This window comes from Citrobacter sp. CFNIH10 (assembly GCF_002934585.1).
In the GTDB taxonomy this organism is placed as follows: Bacteria; Pseudomonadota; Gammaproteobacteria; order Enterobacterales; family Enterobacteriaceae; genus Citrobacter_A; species Citrobacter_A amalonaticus.
In genome coordinates, this window is record NZ_CP026216.1 from 2566223 (window position 1) to 2585148 (window position 18926).

Here is an 18926-nt window from a genome sequence, read left to right on the forward strand (position 1 = left end):
GTTGCTAAAGATTATGTGAAAACGGCCTGCGGGCCGTTTTGTTTTGTCTGAATTTTGCACGAGTCAAACCCTTTTCAGGGCAAGAATAGCCGGGAATTGTGAAAAATGCCGCAGCAACGCGTAATAACCGTTCTCGACTCATAAAAGTGATGCCGCTATAATGCCGCGTCTTATTTGAATGTCTTCGGGATGATTCTGACGACAGGGAATGTGATTGATTAAGAGAACATCCCGGTTCCGCGAAGCTAATAATCTGTGCTTGCGGAGTAGAGTTGACCGAGCACTGTGATTTTTTGAGGTAACAAGATGCAAGTTTCAGTTGAAACCACTCAAGGCCTTGGCCGCCGTGTAACGATTACTATCGCTGCTGACAGCATCGAGACCGCTGTTAAAAGCGAGCTGGTCAACGTAGCGAAGAAAGTGCGTATTGACGGCTTCCGTAAAGGCAAAGTACCGATGAATGTTGTTGCTCAGCGTTATGGCGCGTCCGTTCGCCAGGACGTTCTGGGTGACCTGATGAGCCGCAACTTCGTTGATGCCATCATCAAAGAAAAAATCAATCCGGCTGGCGCACCGAACTACGTTCCGGGCGAATACAAACTGGGTGAAGATTTCACCTACGCGGTAGAATTCGAAGTCTATCCGGAAGTTGAACTGACCGGCCTGGACACAATCGAAGTTGAAAAACCGGTTGTTGAAGTCACCGATGCGGATGTTGACGTGATGCTGGATACCCTGCGCAAACAGCAGGCGACCTGGAAAGATAAAGACGGCGCTGCGGATGCAGAAGACCGCGTCACCCTCGACTTCACCGGTTCTGTAGACGGCGAAGAGTTCGAAGGCGGTAAAGCGTCTGATTTCGTACTGGCGATGGGCCAGGGTCGTATGATCCCGGGCTTTGAAGACGGTATCAAAGGTCACAAAGCGGGCGAAGAGTTCACCATCGACGTGACTTTCCCGGAAGACTACCACGCTGAAAACCTGAAAGGTAAAGCGGCGAAATTCGCCATCAACCTGAAGAAAGTGGAAGAGCGTGAGCTGCCGGAACTGACTGAAGAATTCATCAAACGTTTTGGCGTTGAAGATGGTTCCGTTGCCGGTCTGCGTACTGAAGTCCGTAAAAACATGGAACGCGAGCTGAAAGGCGCGGTGCGTAACCGTGTTAAATCTCAGGCAATCGACGGTCTGGTGAAAGCGAACGACATCGACGTTCCTGCTGCACTGATTGACAGCGAAATCGACGTTCTGCGTCGTCAGGCTGCTCAGCGTTTCGGTGGTAACGAGAAACAAGCGCTGGAACTGCCGCGTGAACTGTTCGAAGAACAGGCTAAGCGTCGCGTAGTTGTGGGTCTGCTGCTGGGCGAAGTGATTCGTACCAATGAACTGAAAGCGGATGAAGATCGCGTGAAGGGCCTGATCGAAGAGATGGCTTCTGCTTACGAAGATCCGAAAGAAGTGATCGAGTTCTACAGCAAAAATAAAGAGCTGATGGACAACATGCGTAACGTCGCTCTGGAAGAGCAGGCGGTTGAAGCGGTTCTGGCGAAAGCCAAAGTGACTGAAAAAGCCACGACCTTCAATGAGCTGATGAACCAGCAGGCGTAATTCCGCTTAAACGCGCGAATTTCGCTCAAAGGCCCGTCACCGTCAGGTGGCGGGTCTTTTTTTTGTCATGACTTTTGCATGGAAGCGTGCGAAAAAGCCCTTTTCGGTGTTAGCGTTCAGGCAAAAGATTGTTATGCTTGAATTATGGCGATGCCGTACCCATAACAGAGGGACTAGCTGATAATCCGTCCATAAGGTTACAATCGGTACAGCAGGTTTTTTCATTTTTTATCCAGGAGACGGAAATGTCATACAGCGGCGAACGAGATAACTTTGCACCCCATATGGCGCTGGTGCCGATGGTCATTGAACAGACCTCACGTGGTGAGCGCTCTTTTGATATCTACTCTCGTCTACTTAAGGAACGTGTCATTTTTCTGACCGGCCAGGTCGAAGATCATATGGCTAACCTGATTGTGGCGCAGATGCTGTTCCTGGAAGCCGAAAACCCGGAAAAAGATATCTACCTCTACATTAACTCTCCGGGCGGCGTAATTACCGCAGGCATGTCGATTTATGACACCATGCAGTTTATTAAGCCAGACGTCAGCACCATTTGTATGGGCCAGGCGGCCTCAATGGGCGCGTTCTTGCTGACGGCCGGGGCGAAAGGTAAACGTTTCTGCCTGCCGAACTCCCGCGTAATGATTCATCAGCCGTTGGGCGGTTACCAGGGCCAGGCAACGGATATTGAAATTCACGCCCGTGAAATCCTGAAAGTTAAAGGGCGCATGAACGAACTTATGGCACACCATACGGGTCAATCTCTTGAGCAGATTGAGCGTGATACTGAGCGCGATCGCTTCCTCTCTGCCGCTGAGGCAGTTGAGTATGGCTTAGTCGACTCGATTTTGACCCATCGTAATTGATGCCCGGGGCGCAACTGTGCCGCTATACTTACCAGGGGCGGCACAACGCGACAAAGCGAGTTGCGCCTGAGAATGGCATTTTGCGTCGTCGTGTGCGGCACAAAGAACAAAGAAGAGGTTTTGACTCATGACAGATAAACGCAAAGATGGCTCGGGCAAATTGTTGTACTGCTCTTTTTGCGGCAAAAGCCAGCATGAAGTGCGTAAGCTCATCGCCGGTCCATCCGTGTATATCTGCGATGAATGTGTCGATCTGTGTAACGACATCATTCGCGAAGAGATTAAGGAAGTAGCACCGCATCGTGAACGCAGTGCGCTGCCGACGCCACACGAAATTCGTAACCATCTTGACGATTACGTCATCGGTCAGGAACAGGCCAAGAAAGTGCTGGCGGTCGCGGTATACAACCACTACAAACGTCTGCGCAACGGCGACACCAGTAATGGCGTCGAGTTGGGCAAAAGTAATATTCTGCTGATCGGTCCGACCGGCTCCGGTAAAACGCTGTTGGCGGAAACGCTGGCGCGCCTGCTGGATGTTCCGTTCACGATGGCGGATGCCACCACGCTGACCGAAGCGGGTTACGTGGGTGAGGACGTTGAGAACATCATCCAGAAACTGTTGCAGAAGTGCGACTACGATGTGCAGAAAGCGCAGCGTGGTATTGTCTATATCGATGAAATTGACAAGATTTCCCGTAAGTCTGACAACCCGTCGATCACCCGTGACGTTTCCGGTGAAGGCGTACAGCAGGCGCTGCTGAAACTGATCGAAGGGACGGTTGCTGCCGTTCCGCCGCAGGGTGGACGTAAACATCCGCAGCAGGAATTCTTGCAGGTGGATACCTCTAAGATCCTGTTCATCTGTGGCGGTGCGTTTGCCGGCCTGGATAAAGTGATCGCCAACCGCGTTGAAACCGGCTCCGGCATTGGTTTTGGTGCAACGGTGAAAGCGAAATCCGACAAGGCCAGCGAAGGCGAACTGCTCTCGCAGGTTGAGCCGGAAGATTTGATCAAGTTTGGTCTGATTCCTGAGTTTATTGGTCGTCTGCCGGTTGTGGCAACGCTGAGCGAACTGAGCGAAGAAGCGCTGATCCAGATCCTGAAAGAGCCGAAAAACGCGCTGACCAAGCAGTATCAGGCGCTGTTCAATCTGGAAGGCGTTGACCTGGAGTTCCGCGACGAAGCGCTGGATGCGATTGCCCGCAAAGCCATGGCGCGTAAAACCGGTGCCCGTGGTCTGCGTTCCATCGTAGAAGCCGCGCTGCTGGATACCATGTATGATCTGCCTTCGATGGAAGACGTCGAAAAAGTGGTGATTGATGAGTCGGTGATCGGCGGTCAGAGCAAGCCATTACTGATTTACGGCAAGCCGGAAGCCCAGCAGGCATCTGGTGAATAATTAGCCAATCCATACAATCAGTTAATCAAAAAGGGGGGATTTTATCTCCCCTTTACTTTTTCCGTAATCATGGCGTTGAATGTGTGGGAAACATCCCCATATACTGACATACATGTTAAAGGTGGCATGAAGCACAGCTATGCCATCTGATTACCTGGCGGACACTAAACTAAGAGAGAGCTCTATGAATCCTGAGCGTTCTGAACGCATTGAAATCCCCGTATTGCCGTTGCGCGATGTGGTGGTTTATCCGCACATGGTCATACCCTTGTTTGTAGGGCGGGAAAAATCTATCCGTTGTCTGGAAGCGGCTATGGACCATGATAAAAAAATCATGCTGGTCGCCCAGAAGGAAGCATCAACGGATGAGCCGGGTGTAAACGATCTTTTCACCGTCGGGACCGTGGCCTCTATTTTGCAGATGCTGAAACTGCCTGACGGCACCGTCAAAGTGCTGGTCGAAGGGTTACAGCGTGCGCGTATTTCTGCGCTGTCTGATAACGGCGAGCACTTCTCTGCGAAAGCGGAATACCTTGATTCGCCTGCTATTGACGAGCGCGAACAGGAAGTGCTGGTACGCACGGCGATCAGCCAGTTCGAAGGCTACATCAAGCTGAACAAGAAAATCCCACCAGAAGTACTGACGTCGCTCAATAGCATTGACGATCCGGCGCGTCTGGCGGACACCATCGCTGCCCATATGCCGCTGAAGCTGGCGGATAAGCAGTCCGTACTGGAGATGTCAGACGTGAACGAGCGTCTGGAGTATCTGATGGCGATGATGGAGTCTGAAATCGATCTGCTGCAGGTTGAGAAGCGCATTCGCAACCGCGTGAAAAAGCAGATGGAGAAATCTCAGCGTGAGTACTATCTGAATGAGCAGATGAAGGCGATTCAGAAAGAACTCGGCGAAATGGACGATGCGCCGGACGAAAACGAAGCGCTGAAGCGGAAGATCGACGCGGCAAAAATGCCGAAAGAGGCGAAAGAGAAAGCCGAAGCTGAACTGCAGAAGCTGAAAATGATGTCGCCGATGTCAGCGGAAGCGACCGTCGTGCGTGGTTACATCGACTGGATGGTTCAGGTGCCGTGGAATGCGCGTAGCAAGGTTAAAAAAGACCTGCGTCAAGCGCAGGAAATCCTTGATACCGACCATTATGGTCTGGAGCGTGTGAAAGACCGCATCCTTGAGTATCTCGCGGTACAAAGCCGTGTGAACAAAATCAAGGGGCCGATCCTGTGCCTGGTGGGACCGCCGGGGGTAGGTAAAACCTCTCTGGGTCAGTCCATCGCCAAAGCGACCGGGCGTAAATACATCCGTATGGCGCTGGGCGGCGTGCGTGATGAAGCGGAAATTCGTGGCCACCGTCGGACATACATCGGTTCAATGCCGGGTAAACTGATCCAGAAAATGGCGAAAGTGGGCGTGAAAAACCCGCTGTTCCTGCTCGATGAGATCGACAAAATGTCTTCCGACATGCGTGGCGATCCGGCATCTGCACTGCTTGAGGTGCTGGATCCCGAGCAGAACGTGGCCTTCAGCGATCACTACCTGGAAGTGGACTACGATCTCAGCGACGTGATGTTTGTCGCGACCTCCAACTCCATGAACATTCCAGCGCCGCTGCTGGATCGTATGGAAGTGATCCGTCTGTCCGGGTATACCGAAGACGAGAAGCTGAACATTGCCAAACAGCACCTGTTGCCGAAGCAGATTGAGCGTAACGCGCTGAAGAAAGGCGAGCTGACGGTCGACGACAGCGCCATTATCGGCATTATTCGTTACTACACTCGTGAGGCTGGCGTGCGTAGTCTGGAACGTGAAATTTCCAAACTGTGCCGGAAAGCGGTTAAGCAGTTGCTGCTGGATAAGTCACTGAAACACATTGTGATCAATGGCGATAACCTGCACGACTACCTGGGTGTACAGCGCTTTGACTATGGTCGCGCGGACAATGAAAACCGCGTAGGCCAGGTGACAGGTCTGGCGTGGACGGAAGTGGGCGGCGATCTGCTGACCATCGAAACCGCCTGCGTGCCTGGCAAAGGCAAGCTGACCTACACCGGTTCGCTGGGTGAAGTGATGCAGGAGTCCATTCAGGCTGCATTGACCGTGGTGCGTGCGCGTGCGGAAAAACTGGGTATTAATCCGGACTTTTACGAAAAACGCGACATTCACGTTCACGTTCCGGAAGGGGCGACGCCGAAAGACGGTCCGAGCGCCGGTATTGCGATGTGTACCGCACTGGTTTCCTGCCTGACCGGTAACCCGGTGCGTGCCGATGTGGCGATGACCGGTGAGATCACCCTGCGTGGTCAGGTGCTGCCGATCGGTGGGTTAAAAGAAAAACTTCTGGCTGCGCACCGTGGTGGTATTAAAACGGTCTTAATTCCGGATGAAAACAAACGCGACCTGGAAGAGATTCCGGACAATGTTATTGCCGATTTGGACATCCATCCGGTGAAACGCATTGAAGAGGTTCTGACGCTCGCATTGCAAAATGAACCCTCTGGAATGCAGGTTGTGACGGCAAAATAGTGACCTCGCGCAAAGAGCACTAATAAAAACAGGGCTGGCAGGCCATTTCGTACTTGCCAGCCTTTTTTTGTATAGCTAATTTAGATGACGGATTGGGCTTGCCATCATTATCGGGTGTTGTAAGGGCATGGCAGGCCTGATATAACTGCTGCGCGGTCGCACTTTGAAGGATTCTGGTGCGATATAAATTATAATGAGGAAGAGAAGAGTGAATAAATCTCAACTGATCGACAAAATTGCTGCAGGGGCTGATATCTCCAAAGCTGCGGCAGGGCGTGCGTTAGACGCAATTATTGCTTCTGTTACCGAATCTCTGAAAGAAGGGGATGACGTTGCGCTGGTAGGTTTTGGTACTTTTGCTGTTAAAGAGCGTGCTGCCCGTACTGGCCGCAACCCGCAAACAGGTAAAGAGATCGCCATTGCTGCCGCCAAAGTACCTGGTTTCCGTGCAGGTAAAGCACTGAAAGACGCAGTAAACTAAGCGTGATCCCCTTCCGGGGACAGGACTCAGTACAAGGGCGCATCAATTGATGTGCCTTTTTTGTTTTTGCAGCGATTTTCTACATGTTGTGGGCTGACAATCGCCCCTGTTTCTTGTCACAATAGGCCTTTATGCGCAGCGTTCAGGAAACGCTATGCTGCGTAACGCGTATATACACAAGGCATTCACGTTTCATCGGGGCAGTTAACGACGAGGCCGCGTGAAAGATGCCGTGTATAGTCACCTACAGCGGAGTGTGGTTACACCATGATGGACAGCTTACGCACGGCTGCTAACAGTCTCGTGCTCAAGATTATTTTCGGAATCATTATCGTGTCGTTCATTCTGACCGGCGTGAGTGGTTACCTGATTGGCGGAGGCAACAACTACGCCGCTAAAGTGAATGACCAGGAAATCAGCCGTGGGCAGTTTGAGAATGCGTTCAACAGCGAACGTAATCGCATGCAGCAACAGTTGGGCGATCAGTACTCTGAGCTTGCGGCAAACGAAGGTTACATGAAAACCCTGCGCCAGCAGACGCTTAATCGTCTGATTGATGAAGCGCTGCTTGATCAGTATGCCCGCGAACTCAAACTGGGCATCAGCGACGAGCAGGTGAAGCAGGCGATTTTCTCCACGCCGGCATTCCAGGTCGATGGCAAATTTGATAACAACCGCTATAACGCGATTGTTAATCAGATGGGGATGACCGCTGACCAGTATGCGCAAGCCTTGCGTAACCAACTGACTACACAGCAGCTTATCAGCGGCGTCGCGGGCACCGATTTTATGCTCAAGGGTGAGACTGATGAGCTGGCGGCGCTGGTTGCACAGCAGCGTGTCGTCCGTGAAGCCACGATTGACGTCAATGCTCTTGCAGCGAAGCAGTCGGTGACGGATCAGGAAGTGGCCAGCTACTACGAGCAGCACAAAAACAGCTTCATGACTCCGGAACAGTTCCGCGTCAGCTACATCAAGCTGGACGCCGCCTCGATGCAAAAGCCGGTCAGCGATGAAGATATCCAGTCTTATTACGATCAGCATCAGGATCAGTTCACCCAGGCACAGCGTAGCCGTTACAGCATCATCCAGACTAAAACGGAAGATGAAGCGAAAGCGGTACTCGACGCGCTGAACAAAGGTGGTGACTTTGCTGCGCTGGCGAAAGAGAAATCGGCCGACATCATCTCTGCCCGCAACGGCGGCGATATGGGTTGGCTGGAAGACGCCACCACGCCGGAAGAGCTGAAAAATGCCGGGCTGAAAGAGAAGGGCCAGCTTTCTGGCGTGATTAAATCCTCTGTTGGCTTTCTGGTTGTGCGTCTGGACGACATTCAGCCGGCGGTTGTGAAGCCGCTGAACGAAGTCCGTGATGACATCGCAGCGAAAGTGAAACAGGAAAAAGCGCTGGATGCTTACTTTGCTTTACAGCAGAAAGTGAGCGATGCGGCGAACAATGATACGGAATCTCTGGCGGGTGCCGAACAGGCAGCTGGCGCGAAAGCGGTACAGACGGGCTGGTTCAGTCACGAGAACCTGCCGGAAGAGCTGAATTTCAAACCGGTATCAGACGCCATTTTTGATGGTGCTCTGGTGGGTGAAAACGGCGCGCCGGGCAGAAACTCCGATATCATCACCGTCGATGGCGATCGCGCGTTTGTTCTGCGTATCAGCGATCACAAGGCAGAGGCCGTGAAGCCGCTGTCTGAGGTGAAAGATCAGGTAACGGCGCTGGTTAAGCACAACAAAGCAGAGCAGCAGGCTAAACTGGATGCGGAAAAACTGCTGGTTGAGCTGAAGGCGGGTAAAGGCGCAGAAGCGATGAAAGCCGCTGGTCTGAGCTTTGGAGAGTCTAAAACGCTGAGCCGTACGGGCCAGGATCCGGTTAGCCAGGTGGCGTTTGGTCTGAGCCTGCCGGCGAAAGATAAGCCGAGCTATGGCATTGCCAACGATATGCAGGGCAATGTGGTTTTGCTGGCTCTGGACGACGTGAAAGCGGGCTCCATGCCGGAAGATCAGAAGAAAGCGATGGTTCAGGGGATCACCCAGAACAATGCGCAGATTGTCTTTGAGGCATTGATGAGTAACCTGCGTAAATCGGCGAAAATCAAAATCGGCGATGCGATGGATCAACAGCCGTAATCGTCGAGACGTCTCGCAAATCATTGCACAACCGTTGTAACACCTGAAGGCCGCTTTCGCGGCCTTTTCCATTTCTGACATTTGCCATTTGTTCGTTGGTTTTAACCTCGTTATCGTGATTCCACTGTTCACTAACAAGGAGAAAACAGTATGAAATATGGAATCAAAGCGTTACTTATCACCCTTTCCTTCGCCTGCGCGGGTATGACGCAAAGCGCGCTGGCGGCGTCATCGACAGCGGCAGCGAAAAGCCCAGCGGTGGAGACCAGCGCACAAGCACCGGTTGCAGGGCAAAACAAATCCGCGGTTCCGGCGAAAGCCAGCACCGAAGAGGGCACCAGGGTCAGCATCAATACCGCATCGGCAGAAGAGCTGGCGCGCGCGATGAACGGTGTTGGCCTGAAGAAAGCACAGGCGATCGTCAGCTATCGTGATGAGTACGGTCCGTTTAAAACGGTGGAAGATCTCAAACAAGTACCGGGGATGGGCAACGCGTTAGTGGAGCGCAATCTGTCTGCTTTAACACTTTAATCACTTGCGCACTGGCAAATATTTGCCAGACTGAGAGAGGTCATACCAGTTATGGCCTCTCTACTCCTGTCTCTCTATAACAAAAACGTAAGGTCTCTGCGCTATGCAAACACAGATTAAGGTTCGTGGTTATCATCTTGATGTCTACCAGCACGTGAATAATGCCCGCTATCTTGAGTTTCTGGAGGAAGCCCGCTGGGATGGCCTGGAGAGCAGCGATAGCTTTCAATGGATGACTGCCCACAATATCGCTTTCGTGGTGGTCAACATCAATATTAACTATCGCCGTCCGGCGGTTCTGAGTGATCTGCTAACCGTCACCAGTCAGGTGCAACAGCTAAACGGGAAAAGCGGTATTCTAAGCCAGGTGATTACGCTGGAACCGGAAGGACAGGTGGTGGCTGATGCGCTTATTACGTTCGTCTGTATTGATCTGAAATCGCAAAAAGCGCTGCCGCTGGAAGGGGAGTTACGCGAAAAGCTGGAGCAGATGGTGAAGTAGGGGTGGATGATCCAACTGTTGGCCGGATAAGGTGCCAGGCACCGCCATCCGGCGAAACCCGCAATTATTTCAAGCCGGTCTTCTGCTTCATTGCCGCCATTATGACCGGTTTATCTGCCAGGTAATGATTCAGGCCATTTGCGCGTAGATTACAGGCCGCGCAGTGGCCGCAACCGTCGCCCTTGATGCCGTTATAGCAGGTCAGCGTTTCTTCACGTACCAGATCCAGCTTGCCCCAATAATCTGCCAGCGCCCAGGTTTCGGCTTTATCAATCCACATCAGTGGCGTTTCAAAGCGGATATCTTTCGCCATCCCCAGTTTAATGGCGTGATTCAGCGCCTCGACAAAATCATTGCGGCAGTCAGGGTAACCAGAGAAATCGGTCTCGCAGACGCCGGTAATCACCGCTTCTGCTTTTACCTGATAAGCATAAATCGCCGCCAGGGTCAGAAACAGAATATTACGTCCAGGGACAAAGGTATTCGGGATCCCATCAGCATCCGGTTCATAATCCGGAACCGGGATGTTGTCACGGGTCAGGCTGCTGACTGCCAGTTCACTCAGCAGCGTCACGTCCAGTACTTTGTGTGCACGTGCACCCAGTTTCAGGGCCAGATCACGTGCAACATCAATCTCCGCGCGATGGCGCTGACCATAATCAAAGGTCACGCAATGCACTTCATCATACTGATGCAGCGCCTGCACCAGACAGGTGGTGGAGTCCTGGCCTCCACTGAATACTACGACGGCACGTTTCATGGTTAATCCTGATAAGTTACTGTACACAAAGCCATTCAAATTGCATCGAGACGAAAAGTCTGAGAATCTCCTGGAGTTTACATAAGTAAATGACAGGGGTGAACAGACGTAGCCGACAAAGAGGCAGTTTGAAGAATGACGTGTATAAAGCCGCTATGGTAGCGCCAGAGTTGCCTGGCGACCAGCTTCTTCACGACGCGGGTGGTGGTAGCCAGGCTTCGGTGAACTCAAACCAGCCGCGCGGATTCAACCGCACCCCGTTCACACCAGGTGGTGCGCTGATGCGATAGTGATAGTTAAACAGCGGCGTCAGCGTCGCGTCATCCATCAGGCTGGCGAAAACTTGCCGCAGCGCGGCATAGCGATGATCCTCTTCCGGTCTGATTTGCAGCGCATCCAGCGTGGCCTGAAGATGTGAGAATGTTGGTGCATCAAGCACGTGCGGCCAAAGTGAATCACAGCGTAGCCACTGTTCGAGTGTATATTCGGGCGCTTCGCCAATCAGGCGGTCTCCCATCAGCAGATCCGCTTCGGCAAGCCGTTGGCAGCCGTCCCAGGTTTTCGCGTTATGAAAAATCAGCGTCAGTTCGCAGCCGAGGGCGGCCAGCGTGTGGCGCAGGTGTTCTGCCATAGTATGCAGTTCCACCGGCAGGTGATAAACCAGCGTCATTTTTTTCGGTAGTTCAACCGATTCCAGCCCCTCCCACTGCGGGATGTCCCAGCCAGGCAACAATTCGTTGCAGGGCGTAATCAGGTTTTCTCTCACATCCAGCGTTTGCAGCAGTGAAGAACGATGAATAAGGCTGACCAGCCGACGAGCCTGCAGTGGCGTCAGGTGGGCGCTTTTTTTCAGCGCGAGATAGCAAAAGCCGAGACTGATGCCGGTACTTACCGGGCTCACCGTGGCGAGCTCTTCGGGTTTGCCAATGGTTATCTGCACCGGATGGCGACAACTAGTGCCGAGATCTTGCTCAAAAAGCTGAGGGGTGATCCAGTATTCAATGGCTTTGAGCAGTGGATGTACGAGATGGTAATGGTCATGGCTTTCCAGACGTACCAGTTCGGGCGTAAACAGCGTCAGACGAAAAGGTCCCGTTCCGATGACGGGGTGTTCCGGATGTGCCAGCAGGCTGCCGTAGCTTGCCAGCCGGTGCGCCAGCCAGAAATCCGGGCGGTGCAGGATAAACGTCAGGCACTGTGGATGCGTCACCTCAATGTGCTTTACGCTGATAAACAGCCGGTTCAGTGCCGGGAGTTTGCGCAACATCAGCAGTCGCTGATGAAGCTGTGTGGTTTCTACCGCGTCACCGTTGTGCCAGAACAGCGTCGAGCGGATATAGAAGTCCCAGCGCAACCCGTCGGCGGAAATATCCCAGTGGTGGGCTAAATCCCCGCAGGGCCGCTGCGTCTGGCTGTCAAAACGGGTCAGTCCGGAGAAAATCTGCCCTGCGAGATGTTGCTCGGCGCGACCGGGAAGAAAACCAGAATGCAGCGGTTCAAGCTGACGGTAATAGGGAATACGCAGCGTGGGCGTGTCGTTTTGCCATTGACCCCCCATAAAGGGCTGCAGCATGGCCCGCAGTTCACCGGGTGCCAGTTGCGCCAGCTCCAGTACGCTAAGCTGTTGGCCCTTCTCCAGCGCCTGTTCCATCATCGCCGTGCGCAATGATTCCGGGGCCACCAGAAAACGCAGTTGCCCGCGCTTACCGCGTCCGGACTGCGCCTCCCAGAGCAGCCAACCCGATTCCTGCGCCTGGCGCAACAACGTGCGGACGTGCCGCTCACTACAGAAGCAGCGTTCAGCCAGTTCCCCGACGGTCACGTGCTGCGGTTCGCCGTTAGAAGGCTGCCAGAGTCGCTGGTACTGATTAAGCCGATTGAGAAGTCGCATATAAACCCGGAACAATTTCTTTTATCTATTCACTATTACTTCCGTATATCTCAGGTAATACTGAATCACAAGTTAATCCGTCACCGAGTGGAGAAAGAGATGGCACGCCTGGCTGCATTTGATATGGATGGCACCCTGTTGATGCCAAATCACCTTTTGGGTGATGAAACGCTCTCTACTCTGGCGCGTCTGCGTGAACGTGACATTACCCTGACGTTGGCCACCGGACGCCATGTACTGGAAATGCGCCATATTCTCGGCACTTTTTCTCTCGATGCTTTTCTGATCACCGGTAACGGGACACGCATTCACTCGCTGGAAGGCGAGGTGCTGCACCGTCAGGATCTGGATCCGGCTGTTGCTGAGATCGTCCTGCATCAGCACTGGGACACACAGGCGAGTATGCATGTCTTCAACGATAACGGCTGGTTTACCGGACAAGAGATCCCCGAGATGCTGCACGCCCACGTCTATAGCGGTTTTCGCTATCAGATTGTGGATGTCGCGCGTATTCCGGCAGATCGGGTGACTAAAGTTTGCTTCTGTGGCGATCATGACGATTTGACGCGGCTGAAAATTCAGCTTGAAGAGGTACTGGGCGCACGAGCCCATCTTTGTTACTCGGCGATCGATTGCCTGGAAGTACTGCCGGTAGGCTGTAACAAAGGTTCTGCACTGGAGGTCCTGAGCGGACATCTGGGGTTGTCGCTGGCGGAATGTATGGCGTTTGGTGACGCGATGAACGATCGCGAAATGCTTGGCAGCGTCGGCCGTGGCCTGATCATGGGCAATGCCATGCCGCAGCTTATAGCCGAACTTCCCCATTTACCGGTGATTGGTCATTGTCGCAACCAGGCGGTATCACACTTTTTGACACATTGGCTGGACTATCCAAATCTTCCTTATTCCCCCGAATGAGAGACCCTACCAGCACCGGGCGTTCAGCCCGGTTTTTTTTGATTAATGGGTATTCAGCAACCCCGCCAGCTCTGCTTTCGCCGCGCTAAGATCGCCAATATGGGCGCTCACCCATTCAGCATGGTAGTAGGTGTCCAGATAGCGTTCGCCGCTGTCGCACAGTAGCGTCACCAGCGAACCGGTTTCTCCGGCTTCGCGCATGCGGGCGGCCAGTTGCAACATTCCCCACATATTGGTGCCCGTAGAGGCGCCGACTTTGCGGCCCAGTTGCGTTTCCAGCCAGTGCGCGGTCGCCACGCTGGCGGCATCCGGTACGCGCAGCATCTCATCGACCACGTCGGCAATGAATGACGGTTCGACGCGCGGGCGTCCAATTCCTTCAATTTTGCTGCCGACAGGGCTGTGCAGCGTAGCATCACGCGACTGCCAGAAAGGCAGGAAGACGGAGTTTTCCGGGTCCACCACCATCAATTTTGTATCGTAACCCTGGCAGCGGATGTAGCGGCCAATGGTCGCGGAGGTCCCGCCGGTTCCGGCGCTCATCACAATGTGTTTCGGTACGGGATGCGGTTCACACTGCATCTGGCGGAAGATGCTGTCGGCGATATTGTTGTTACCGCGCCAGTCGGTGGCGCGTTCGGCATAGGTGAACTGATCCATATAATGGCCGTTCAACTCATGCGCCAGTTGTTCTGACGCCGCATAAATCTCGCAGGCGCTGTCCACGAAATGACAGCGACCACCGTAAAATTCAATCTGTTCGATTTTCCGTTTGGCCGTGCAGGCGGGCATGACGGCGATAAACGGCAGCCCCAGCAGGCGCGCGAAATAGGCTTCGGAGACTGCCGTTGAACCGGAAGAGGATTCGATAATCGTCGTGCCTTCCTTAATCCAGCCATTGCACAACCCATAGAGGAACAGAGAACGCGCCAGCCGGTGCTTCAGGCTACCGGTCGGGTGGGTGCTTTCATCTTTCAGATAGAGCTGGATATCCGGAAATGCCGGTAATGGCAGGCGGATAAGATGGGTATCCGCCGAGCGCTGATAATCTGCGTTAATCTCATTGATGGCATTTTTAACCCAGGTGCTGTTCATCATTAATATCCATTTGTCATTTTGTGCCAAGAGTAGCGAAAAGCACGGAAAAAATTGTTGCCATTTAGCCTTTAAAATAGAATGTAAGGAGAAAATTCTTCTCTGAGGTGCCGGTATGTTAGATAAAATTGACCGTAAGCTGCTTGCATTGTTGCAACAGGACTGCACCCTCTCTTTGCAGGCGCTGGCGGATGCCGTTAATCTGACCACCACACCCTGCTGGAAACGCCTCAAACGACTGGAAGATGAGGGAATTCTGGTCGGTAAAGTCGCACTGCTGGATCCGGAAAAACTGGGGCTGGGATTAACTGCCTTTGTGCTCATTAAAACCCAGCATCACAGCAGTGACTGGTATTGCCGCTTCGTGACGGTGGTCAGTGAGATGCCGGAGGTGTTGGGCTTCTGGCGCATGGCCGGGGAGTACGACTACCTGATGCGGGTTCAGGTGGCCGACATGAAGCGCTATGACGACTTCTATAAACGTCTGGTCAATAGCGTTCCCGGTCTGTCGGACGTCACGTCGAGCTTTGCCATGGAACAGATTAAATACACCACTGCGCTGCCAATCGAATAACTCTCCCGGCACGATTTGCCGGAAAATCAGGTCAGGACATAATACGTGCGATTATTTGCTCAATTAAGCTGGTATTTTCGCCGGGAGTGGCGTCGCTACCTCGGGGCGGTTGCCTTGCTTATCCTCATCGCTATTCTGCAACTCATTCCACCAAAAGTGGTCGGTATTGTGGTGGATGGCGTATCTACACAACGCTTTACGCCGCAACAGATCATGCTGTGGATTGGCACCATCGCCCTGATTGCCGTGGTGGTCTATCTGCTGCGCTACGTCTGGCGCGTGCTGCTGTTTGGTGCGTCTTACCAACTGGCGGTGGAGCTACGCGAAGATTATTACCGCCAACTCAGCCGCCAGCATCCTGAATTTTATCTGCGCCACCGCACTGGTGATCTCATGGCGCGCGCCACCAATGATGTTGACCGCGTGGTCTTTGCCGCCGGGGAAGGGGTTCTGACGCTGGTGGATTCGCTGGTGATGGGCTGTGCGGTGCTGATTGTGATGTCCACGCAGATCAGCTGGCAGCTTACGCTGTTTGCTCTACTGCCGATGCCGGTAATGGCGCTGATGATCAAACGCTACGGCGATCGTCTGCATGATCGTTTCAGACTGGCACAGGCGGCGTTCTCCAGTCTCAATGACCGTACCCAGGAGAGCCTGACCAGTATTCGTATGATCAAAGCCTTTGGTCTGGAGGATCGGCAGTCCGCACTGTTTGCGGCTGATGCGGAAGATACCGGGAAGAAAAACATGCGCGTGGCGCGTATTGATGCCCGTTTTGATCCGACGATTTATATCGCCATCGGCACGGCGAACCTGCTGGCTATCGGTGGCGGCAGTTGGATGGTCGTACAAGGTTCGCTGACGCTGGGACAACTGACCAGCTTCATGATGTACCTCGGGCTGATGATTTGGCCGATGCTGGCGCTGGCGTGGATGTTTAACATCGTGGAACGCGGTAGCGCCGCTTACGGTCGTATTCGCGCGATGCTGGCCGAAGCGCCGGTGGTGAATGATGGCAGCGAACCGGTGCCGGAAGGGCGGGGCGAACTGGCGGTGGCGATCCGTGCGTTCTGCTATCCGCAAACCACGCACCCGACGCTGGAAAACGTCAATTTTCAGCTTAAGCCTGGGCAGATGCTCGGCATCTGCGGGCCGACAGGCGCGGGTAAAAGTACTGTGTTGTCGCTGATTCAGCGCCATTTCGATATCACCGAGGGGGATATCCGCTTTCATGACATCCCTCTGCCACGCCTGCAACTGGATAGCTGGCGCAGTCGGCTGGCGGTGGTCAGTCAGACGCCATTCCTGTTTTCAGATACCGTGGCGAATAACATTGCGCTGGGCTGCCCCAGCGCCACGCAACAGGATATTGAACATGTGGCGCGTTTAGCCAGCGTACATGAGGATATTCTTCGTCTGCCGCAGGGCTACGATACCGAGGTCGGCGAGCGCGGCGTGATGCTTTCTGGCGGACAGAAACAGCGTATCTCCATTGCGCGGGCGCTGTTGCTGAATGCCGAAATCCTGGTCCTGGACGACGCCCTGTCGGCGGTGGACGGGCGAACGGAGCATCAGATCTTACACAATCTGCGCCAGTGGGGAGAAGGGCGAACGGTGATTATCAGCGCGCACCGCCTCTCGGCGCTGACTGAAGCGAGCGAAATCATCGTGATGCAGCATGGGCATATCGCGCAGCGCGGCGATCACGAGGCGCTGGTGCAGCAGGCGGGGTGGTATCGCGATATGTACCGTTATCAGCAACTGGAAGCGGCGCTTGATGATGCGCCGGAAAATAACGAGGAGGCGGCAAATGCGTAGTTTTGGGCAGTTATGGCCGACCCTCAAACGCCTGCTGGCCTATGGATCGCCATGGCGAAAACCGTTAGGCGTTGCAGTGATTATGCTGTGGGTCGCGGCGGCCGCAGAAGTCAGCGGGCCGCTACTGATAAGCTACTTCATCGACAACATGGTGGCTAAAAATAATCTGCCGCTGGGGAGGGTGACCGGACTCATTGCCGCCTATCTTGGGCTGCAGATTCTCGCCGCCAGTCTGCACTATGCTCAGTCGCTGTTGTTTAACCGCGCTGCGGTCGGCGTGGTGCAGCAATTGCGTACCGACGTGATGGATGCCGCGCTGCGCCAGCCGTTGAGTGAATTTGACACGCAGCCCGTCGGACAGCTCATTTCGCGCGTCACCAACGATACCGAAGTGATCCGCGATCTGTATGTCACGGTAGTCGCGACAGTTCTGCGCAGCGCGGCCCTGATTGGCGCGATGCTGGTGGCAATGTTCAGTCTCGACTGGCGCATGGCGCTGGTGGCGATCCTGATTTTCCCGGCGGTGCTGGTGGTGATGATTATCTATCAGCGTTACAGCACGCCGATAGTCCGTCGTGTGCGGGCTTATCTCGCCGATATCAATGATGGCTTCAACGAAGTGATTAACGGCATGAGCGTGATCCAGCAGTTTCGCCAGCAGGCGCGCTTTGGTGAGAGGATGGGCGAAGCCAGCCGCTCGCATTATCTGGCGCGTATGCAGACGTTGCGTTTAGATGGCTTCTTATTACGGCCTCTGCTGAGCCTGTTTTCCGCGCTCATTCTCTGCGGTCTGTTGATGTTGTTCAGTTTTACGTCGGCAGGGACAATAGAAGTCGGGGTGCTCTACGCCTTTATCAGTTATCTGGGACGCCTGAATGAACCGCTGATCGAACTGACCACTCAGCAGTCGATGCTGCAACAGGCCGTGGTGGCCGGGGAGCGCGTGTTTGAACTGATGGACGGGCCGCGCCAGCGTTACGGGCAGGACCCGCGACCGCTGGCGTCCGGGCAGATTGACGTTGAGGATGTGTCGTTCGCCTACCGCGATGATAATCTGGTGCTGCAAAATGTCAGCCTTTCCGTACCGTCCCGCAGTTTTGTTGCACTGGTTGGGCATACCGGCAGTGGTAAAAGTACGCTTGCCAGTCTGCTGATGGGCTATTACCCACTGAGTCAGGGGGAGATTCGCCTTGATGGGCGTCCATTACGTTCACTGAGTCACAGCGCGTTGCGTCAGGGCGTCGCGATGGTGCAACAGGATCCGGTGGTCATGGCGGATTCATTCCTGGCAAACGTGACGCTGGGGCGGGATATATCTGAAGAACAAGTGTGGCAAGCCCTGGAGACGGTGCAACTGGCGGAACTGGCTCGCGGGATGAGCGAAGGCATTCATACCCAACTTGGTGAGCAGGGGAACAATCTCTCCGTCGGGCAGAAACAGCTGCTGGCGCTGGCGCGGGTACTGGTGGCAACGCCGCAAATTTTGATCCTCGACGAAGCGACCGCCAGTATCGATTCCGGTACCGAGCAGGCCATTCAACATGCGCTGGCCGCCGTGCGCGAACACACCACGCTGGTGGTGATTGCGCACCGACTGTCGACCATTGTTGAGGCGGACACCATTCTGGTGCTTCATCGTGGACAGGCGGTAGAGCGTGGTACTCATCAGCAACTGCTTGCGGCGCAAGGGCGCTACTGGCAGATGTATCAGCTCCAGCTCGCTGGCGAAGAGCTTGCCGCCAGCGTTCGCGAGGAGTCGCTTTCCGCCTGATGCACCGCCACTGCCGGGTCGCTTCGGC

General features: G+C 54.1%; 15 protein-coding genes. 12 read left to right on the plus strand and 3 right to left on the minus strand.

All coding sequences use genetic code 11. The features are described 5' to 3' along the window. The first annotated feature begins 306 nt into the window (after positions 1–306). From tig to fadM, 8 genes are all read left to right on the plus strand, one after another. Positions 307–1605, plus strand: a complete 1299-nt coding sequence (tig, locus tag C2U53_RS15800) for a trigger factor (protein WP_043001579.1) — start codon at positions 307–309, stop codon at positions 1603–1605. Positions 1606–1850: 245 nt separating this feature from the next. Beyond that, on the plus strand, positions 1851–2474 hold the full coding sequence (clpP, locus tag C2U53_RS15805) for an ATP-dependent Clp endopeptidase proteolytic subunit ClpP (protein ID WP_002891804.1): 624 nt from the start codon (positions 1851–1853) through the stop codon (positions 2472–2474). Positions 2475–2601: 127 nt separating this feature from the next. After that, positions 2602–3876 carry an ATP-dependent protease ATP-binding subunit ClpX gene (gene clpX, locus C2U53_RS15810; RefSeq protein ID WP_042324505.1) on the plus strand — a complete coding sequence of 425 codons (1275 nt, stop codon included), beginning with the start codon at positions 2602–2604 and terminating at the stop codon, positions 3874–3876. A gap of 184 nt (positions 3877–4060) precedes the next feature. Then, positions 4061–6415 (plus strand): endopeptidase La, encoded by a 2355-nt coding sequence (gene lon, locus C2U53_RS15815; RefSeq protein ID WP_042285905.1) that lies wholly within the window; start codon positions 4061–4063, stop codon positions 6413–6415. A gap of 193 nt (positions 6416–6608) precedes the next feature. Next, complete coding sequence (gene hupB, locus C2U53_RS15820; RefSeq protein WP_152754439.1) at positions 6609–6896, plus strand: nucleoid-associated protein HU-beta; 288 nt, start codon at positions 6609–6611, stop codon at positions 6894–6896. Between the two features lie 267 nt (positions 6897–7163). Next, on the plus strand, positions 7164–9038 hold the full coding sequence (gene ppiD, locus C2U53_RS15825) for a peptidylprolyl isomerase (RefSeq protein WP_044267655.1): 1875 nt from the start codon (positions 7164–7166) through the stop codon (positions 9036–9038). A gap of 150 nt (positions 9039–9188) precedes the next feature. After that, complete coding sequence (locus tag C2U53_RS15830) at positions 9189–9569, plus strand: helix-hairpin-helix domain-containing protein (RefSeq protein ID WP_104446096.1); 381 nt, start codon at positions 9189–9191, stop codon at positions 9567–9569. Between the two features lie 103 nt (positions 9570–9672). Next, a complete protein-coding gene (gene fadM / locus C2U53_RS15835) occupies positions 9673–10071 on the plus strand; it encodes a long-chain acyl-CoA thioesterase FadM (protein ID WP_043001576.1) in 399 nt (132 codons plus the stop codon). Positions 10072–10135: 64 nt separating this feature from the next. On the opposite strand, the gene queC is transcribed toward fadM, so the two are convergent. Both queC and C2U53_RS15845 read right to left on the minus strand, forming a co-directional pair. After that, positions 10136–10831 (minus strand): 7-cyano-7-deazaguanine synthase QueC, encoded by a 696-nt coding sequence (gene queC / locus C2U53_RS15840; protein WP_043001575.1) that lies wholly within the window; start codon positions 10829–10831, stop codon positions 10136–10138. Positions 10832–11021: 190 nt separating this feature from the next. Further along, the gene (locus C2U53_RS15845; protein WP_099433844.1) at positions 11022–12722 is read right to left on the minus strand and encodes an SgrR family transcriptional regulator; all 1701 of its coding nucleotides are present in this window, start codon (positions 12720–12722) and stop codon (positions 11022–11024) included. Positions 12723–12821: 99 nt separating this feature from the next. On the opposite strand from C2U53_RS15845, the gene cof reads away from it, so the two are divergent. Further along, complete coding sequence (cof, locus tag C2U53_RS15850) at positions 12822–13640, plus strand: HMP-PP phosphatase (RefSeq protein ID WP_104446097.1); 819 nt, start codon at positions 12822–12824, stop codon at positions 13638–13640. Positions 13641–13682: 42 nt separating this feature from the next. On the opposite strand, the gene C2U53_RS15855 is transcribed toward cof, so the two are convergent. Then, the gene (locus C2U53_RS15855; protein ID WP_104446098.1) at positions 13683–14738 is read right to left on the minus strand and encodes a PLP-dependent cysteine synthase family protein; all 1056 of its coding nucleotides are present in this window, start codon (positions 14736–14738) and stop codon (positions 13683–13685) included. A 112-nt stretch (positions 14739–14850) separates the two neighbouring features. Here C2U53_RS15855 and decR point away from each other — a divergent pair, with 112 nt between their 5' ends. The 3 genes from decR to C2U53_RS15870 are packed head-to-tail and all read left to right on the plus strand — an operon-like array spanning position 14851 to position 18898. Then, the gene (gene decR / locus C2U53_RS15860) at positions 14851–15309 is read left to right on the plus strand and encodes a DNA-binding transcriptional regulator DecR (RefSeq protein WP_043001571.1); all 459 of its coding nucleotides are present in this window, start codon (positions 14851–14853) and stop codon (positions 15307–15309) included. A 45-nt stretch (positions 15310–15354) separates the two neighbouring features. Beyond that, positions 15355–17127, plus strand: coding sequence for a SmdA family multidrug ABC transporter permease/ATP-binding protein (locus C2U53_RS15865; protein ID WP_044258950.1), 1773 nt, complete (start codon positions 15355–15357; stop codon positions 17125–17127). Beyond that, positions 17120–18898 (plus strand): SmdB family multidrug efflux ABC transporter permease/ATP-binding protein, encoded by a 1779-nt coding sequence (locus C2U53_RS15870; protein WP_043001569.1) that lies wholly within the window; start codon positions 17120–17122, stop codon positions 18896–18898. Before C2U53_RS15865 ends, C2U53_RS15870 begins: the two co-directional genes overlap by 8 nt. Positions 18899–18926: the final 28 nt, after the last annotated feature.

What these genes read in the sequence shown, in the direction of transcription:
- tig (WP_043001579.1), top strand. Translation starts at nt 307, where the DNA reads ATGCAAGTTTCAGTTGAAACCACTCAAGGCCTTGGCCGCCGTGTAACG.
- clpP (WP_002891804.1), top strand. Translation starts at nt 1,851, where the DNA reads ATGTCATACAGCGGCGAACGAGATAACTTTGCACCCCATATGGCGCTG.
- clpX (WP_042324505.1), top strand. Translation starts at nt 2,602, where the DNA reads ATGACAGATAAACGCAAAGATGGCTCGGGCAAATTGTTGTACTGCTCT.
- lon (WP_042285905.1), top strand. Translation starts at nt 4,061, where the DNA reads ATGAATCCTGAGCGTTCTGAACGCATTGAAATCCCCGTATTGCCGTTG.
- hupB (WP_152754439.1), top strand. Translation starts at nt 6,609, where the DNA reads ATGAGGAAGAGAAGAGTGAATAAATCTCAACTGATCGACAAAATTGCT.
- ppiD (WP_044267655.1), top strand. Translation starts at nt 7,164, where the DNA reads ATGATGGACAGCTTACGCACGGCTGCTAACAGTCTCGTGCTCAAGATT.
- C2U53_RS15830 (WP_104446096.1), top strand. Translation starts at nt 9,189, where the DNA reads ATGAAATATGGAATCAAAGCGTTACTTATCACCCTTTCCTTCGCCTGC.
- fadM (WP_043001576.1), top strand. Translation starts at nt 9,673, where the DNA reads ATGCAAACACAGATTAAGGTTCGTGGTTATCATCTTGATGTCTACCAG.
- queC (WP_043001575.1), bottom strand. Translation starts at nt 10,831, where the DNA reads ATGAAACGTGCCGTCGTAGTATTCAGTGGAGGCCAGGACTCCACCACC.
- C2U53_RS15845 (WP_099433844.1), bottom strand. Translation starts at nt 12,722, where the DNA reads ATGCGACTTCTCAATCGGCTTAATCAGTACCAGCGACTCTGGCAGCCT.
- cof (WP_104446097.1), top strand. Translation starts at nt 12,822, where the DNA reads ATGGCACGCCTGGCTGCATTTGATATGGATGGCACCCTGTTGATGCCA.
- C2U53_RS15855 (WP_104446098.1), bottom strand. Translation starts at nt 14,738, where the DNA reads ATGATGAACAGCACCTGGGTTAAAAATGCCATCAATGAGATTAACGCA.
- decR (WP_043001571.1), top strand. Translation starts at nt 14,851, where the DNA reads ATGTTAGATAAAATTGACCGTAAGCTGCTTGCATTGTTGCAACAGGAC.
- C2U53_RS15870 (WP_043001569.1), top strand. Translation starts at nt 17,120, where the DNA reads ATGCGTAGTTTTGGGCAGTTATGGCCGACCCTCAAACGCCTGCTGGCC.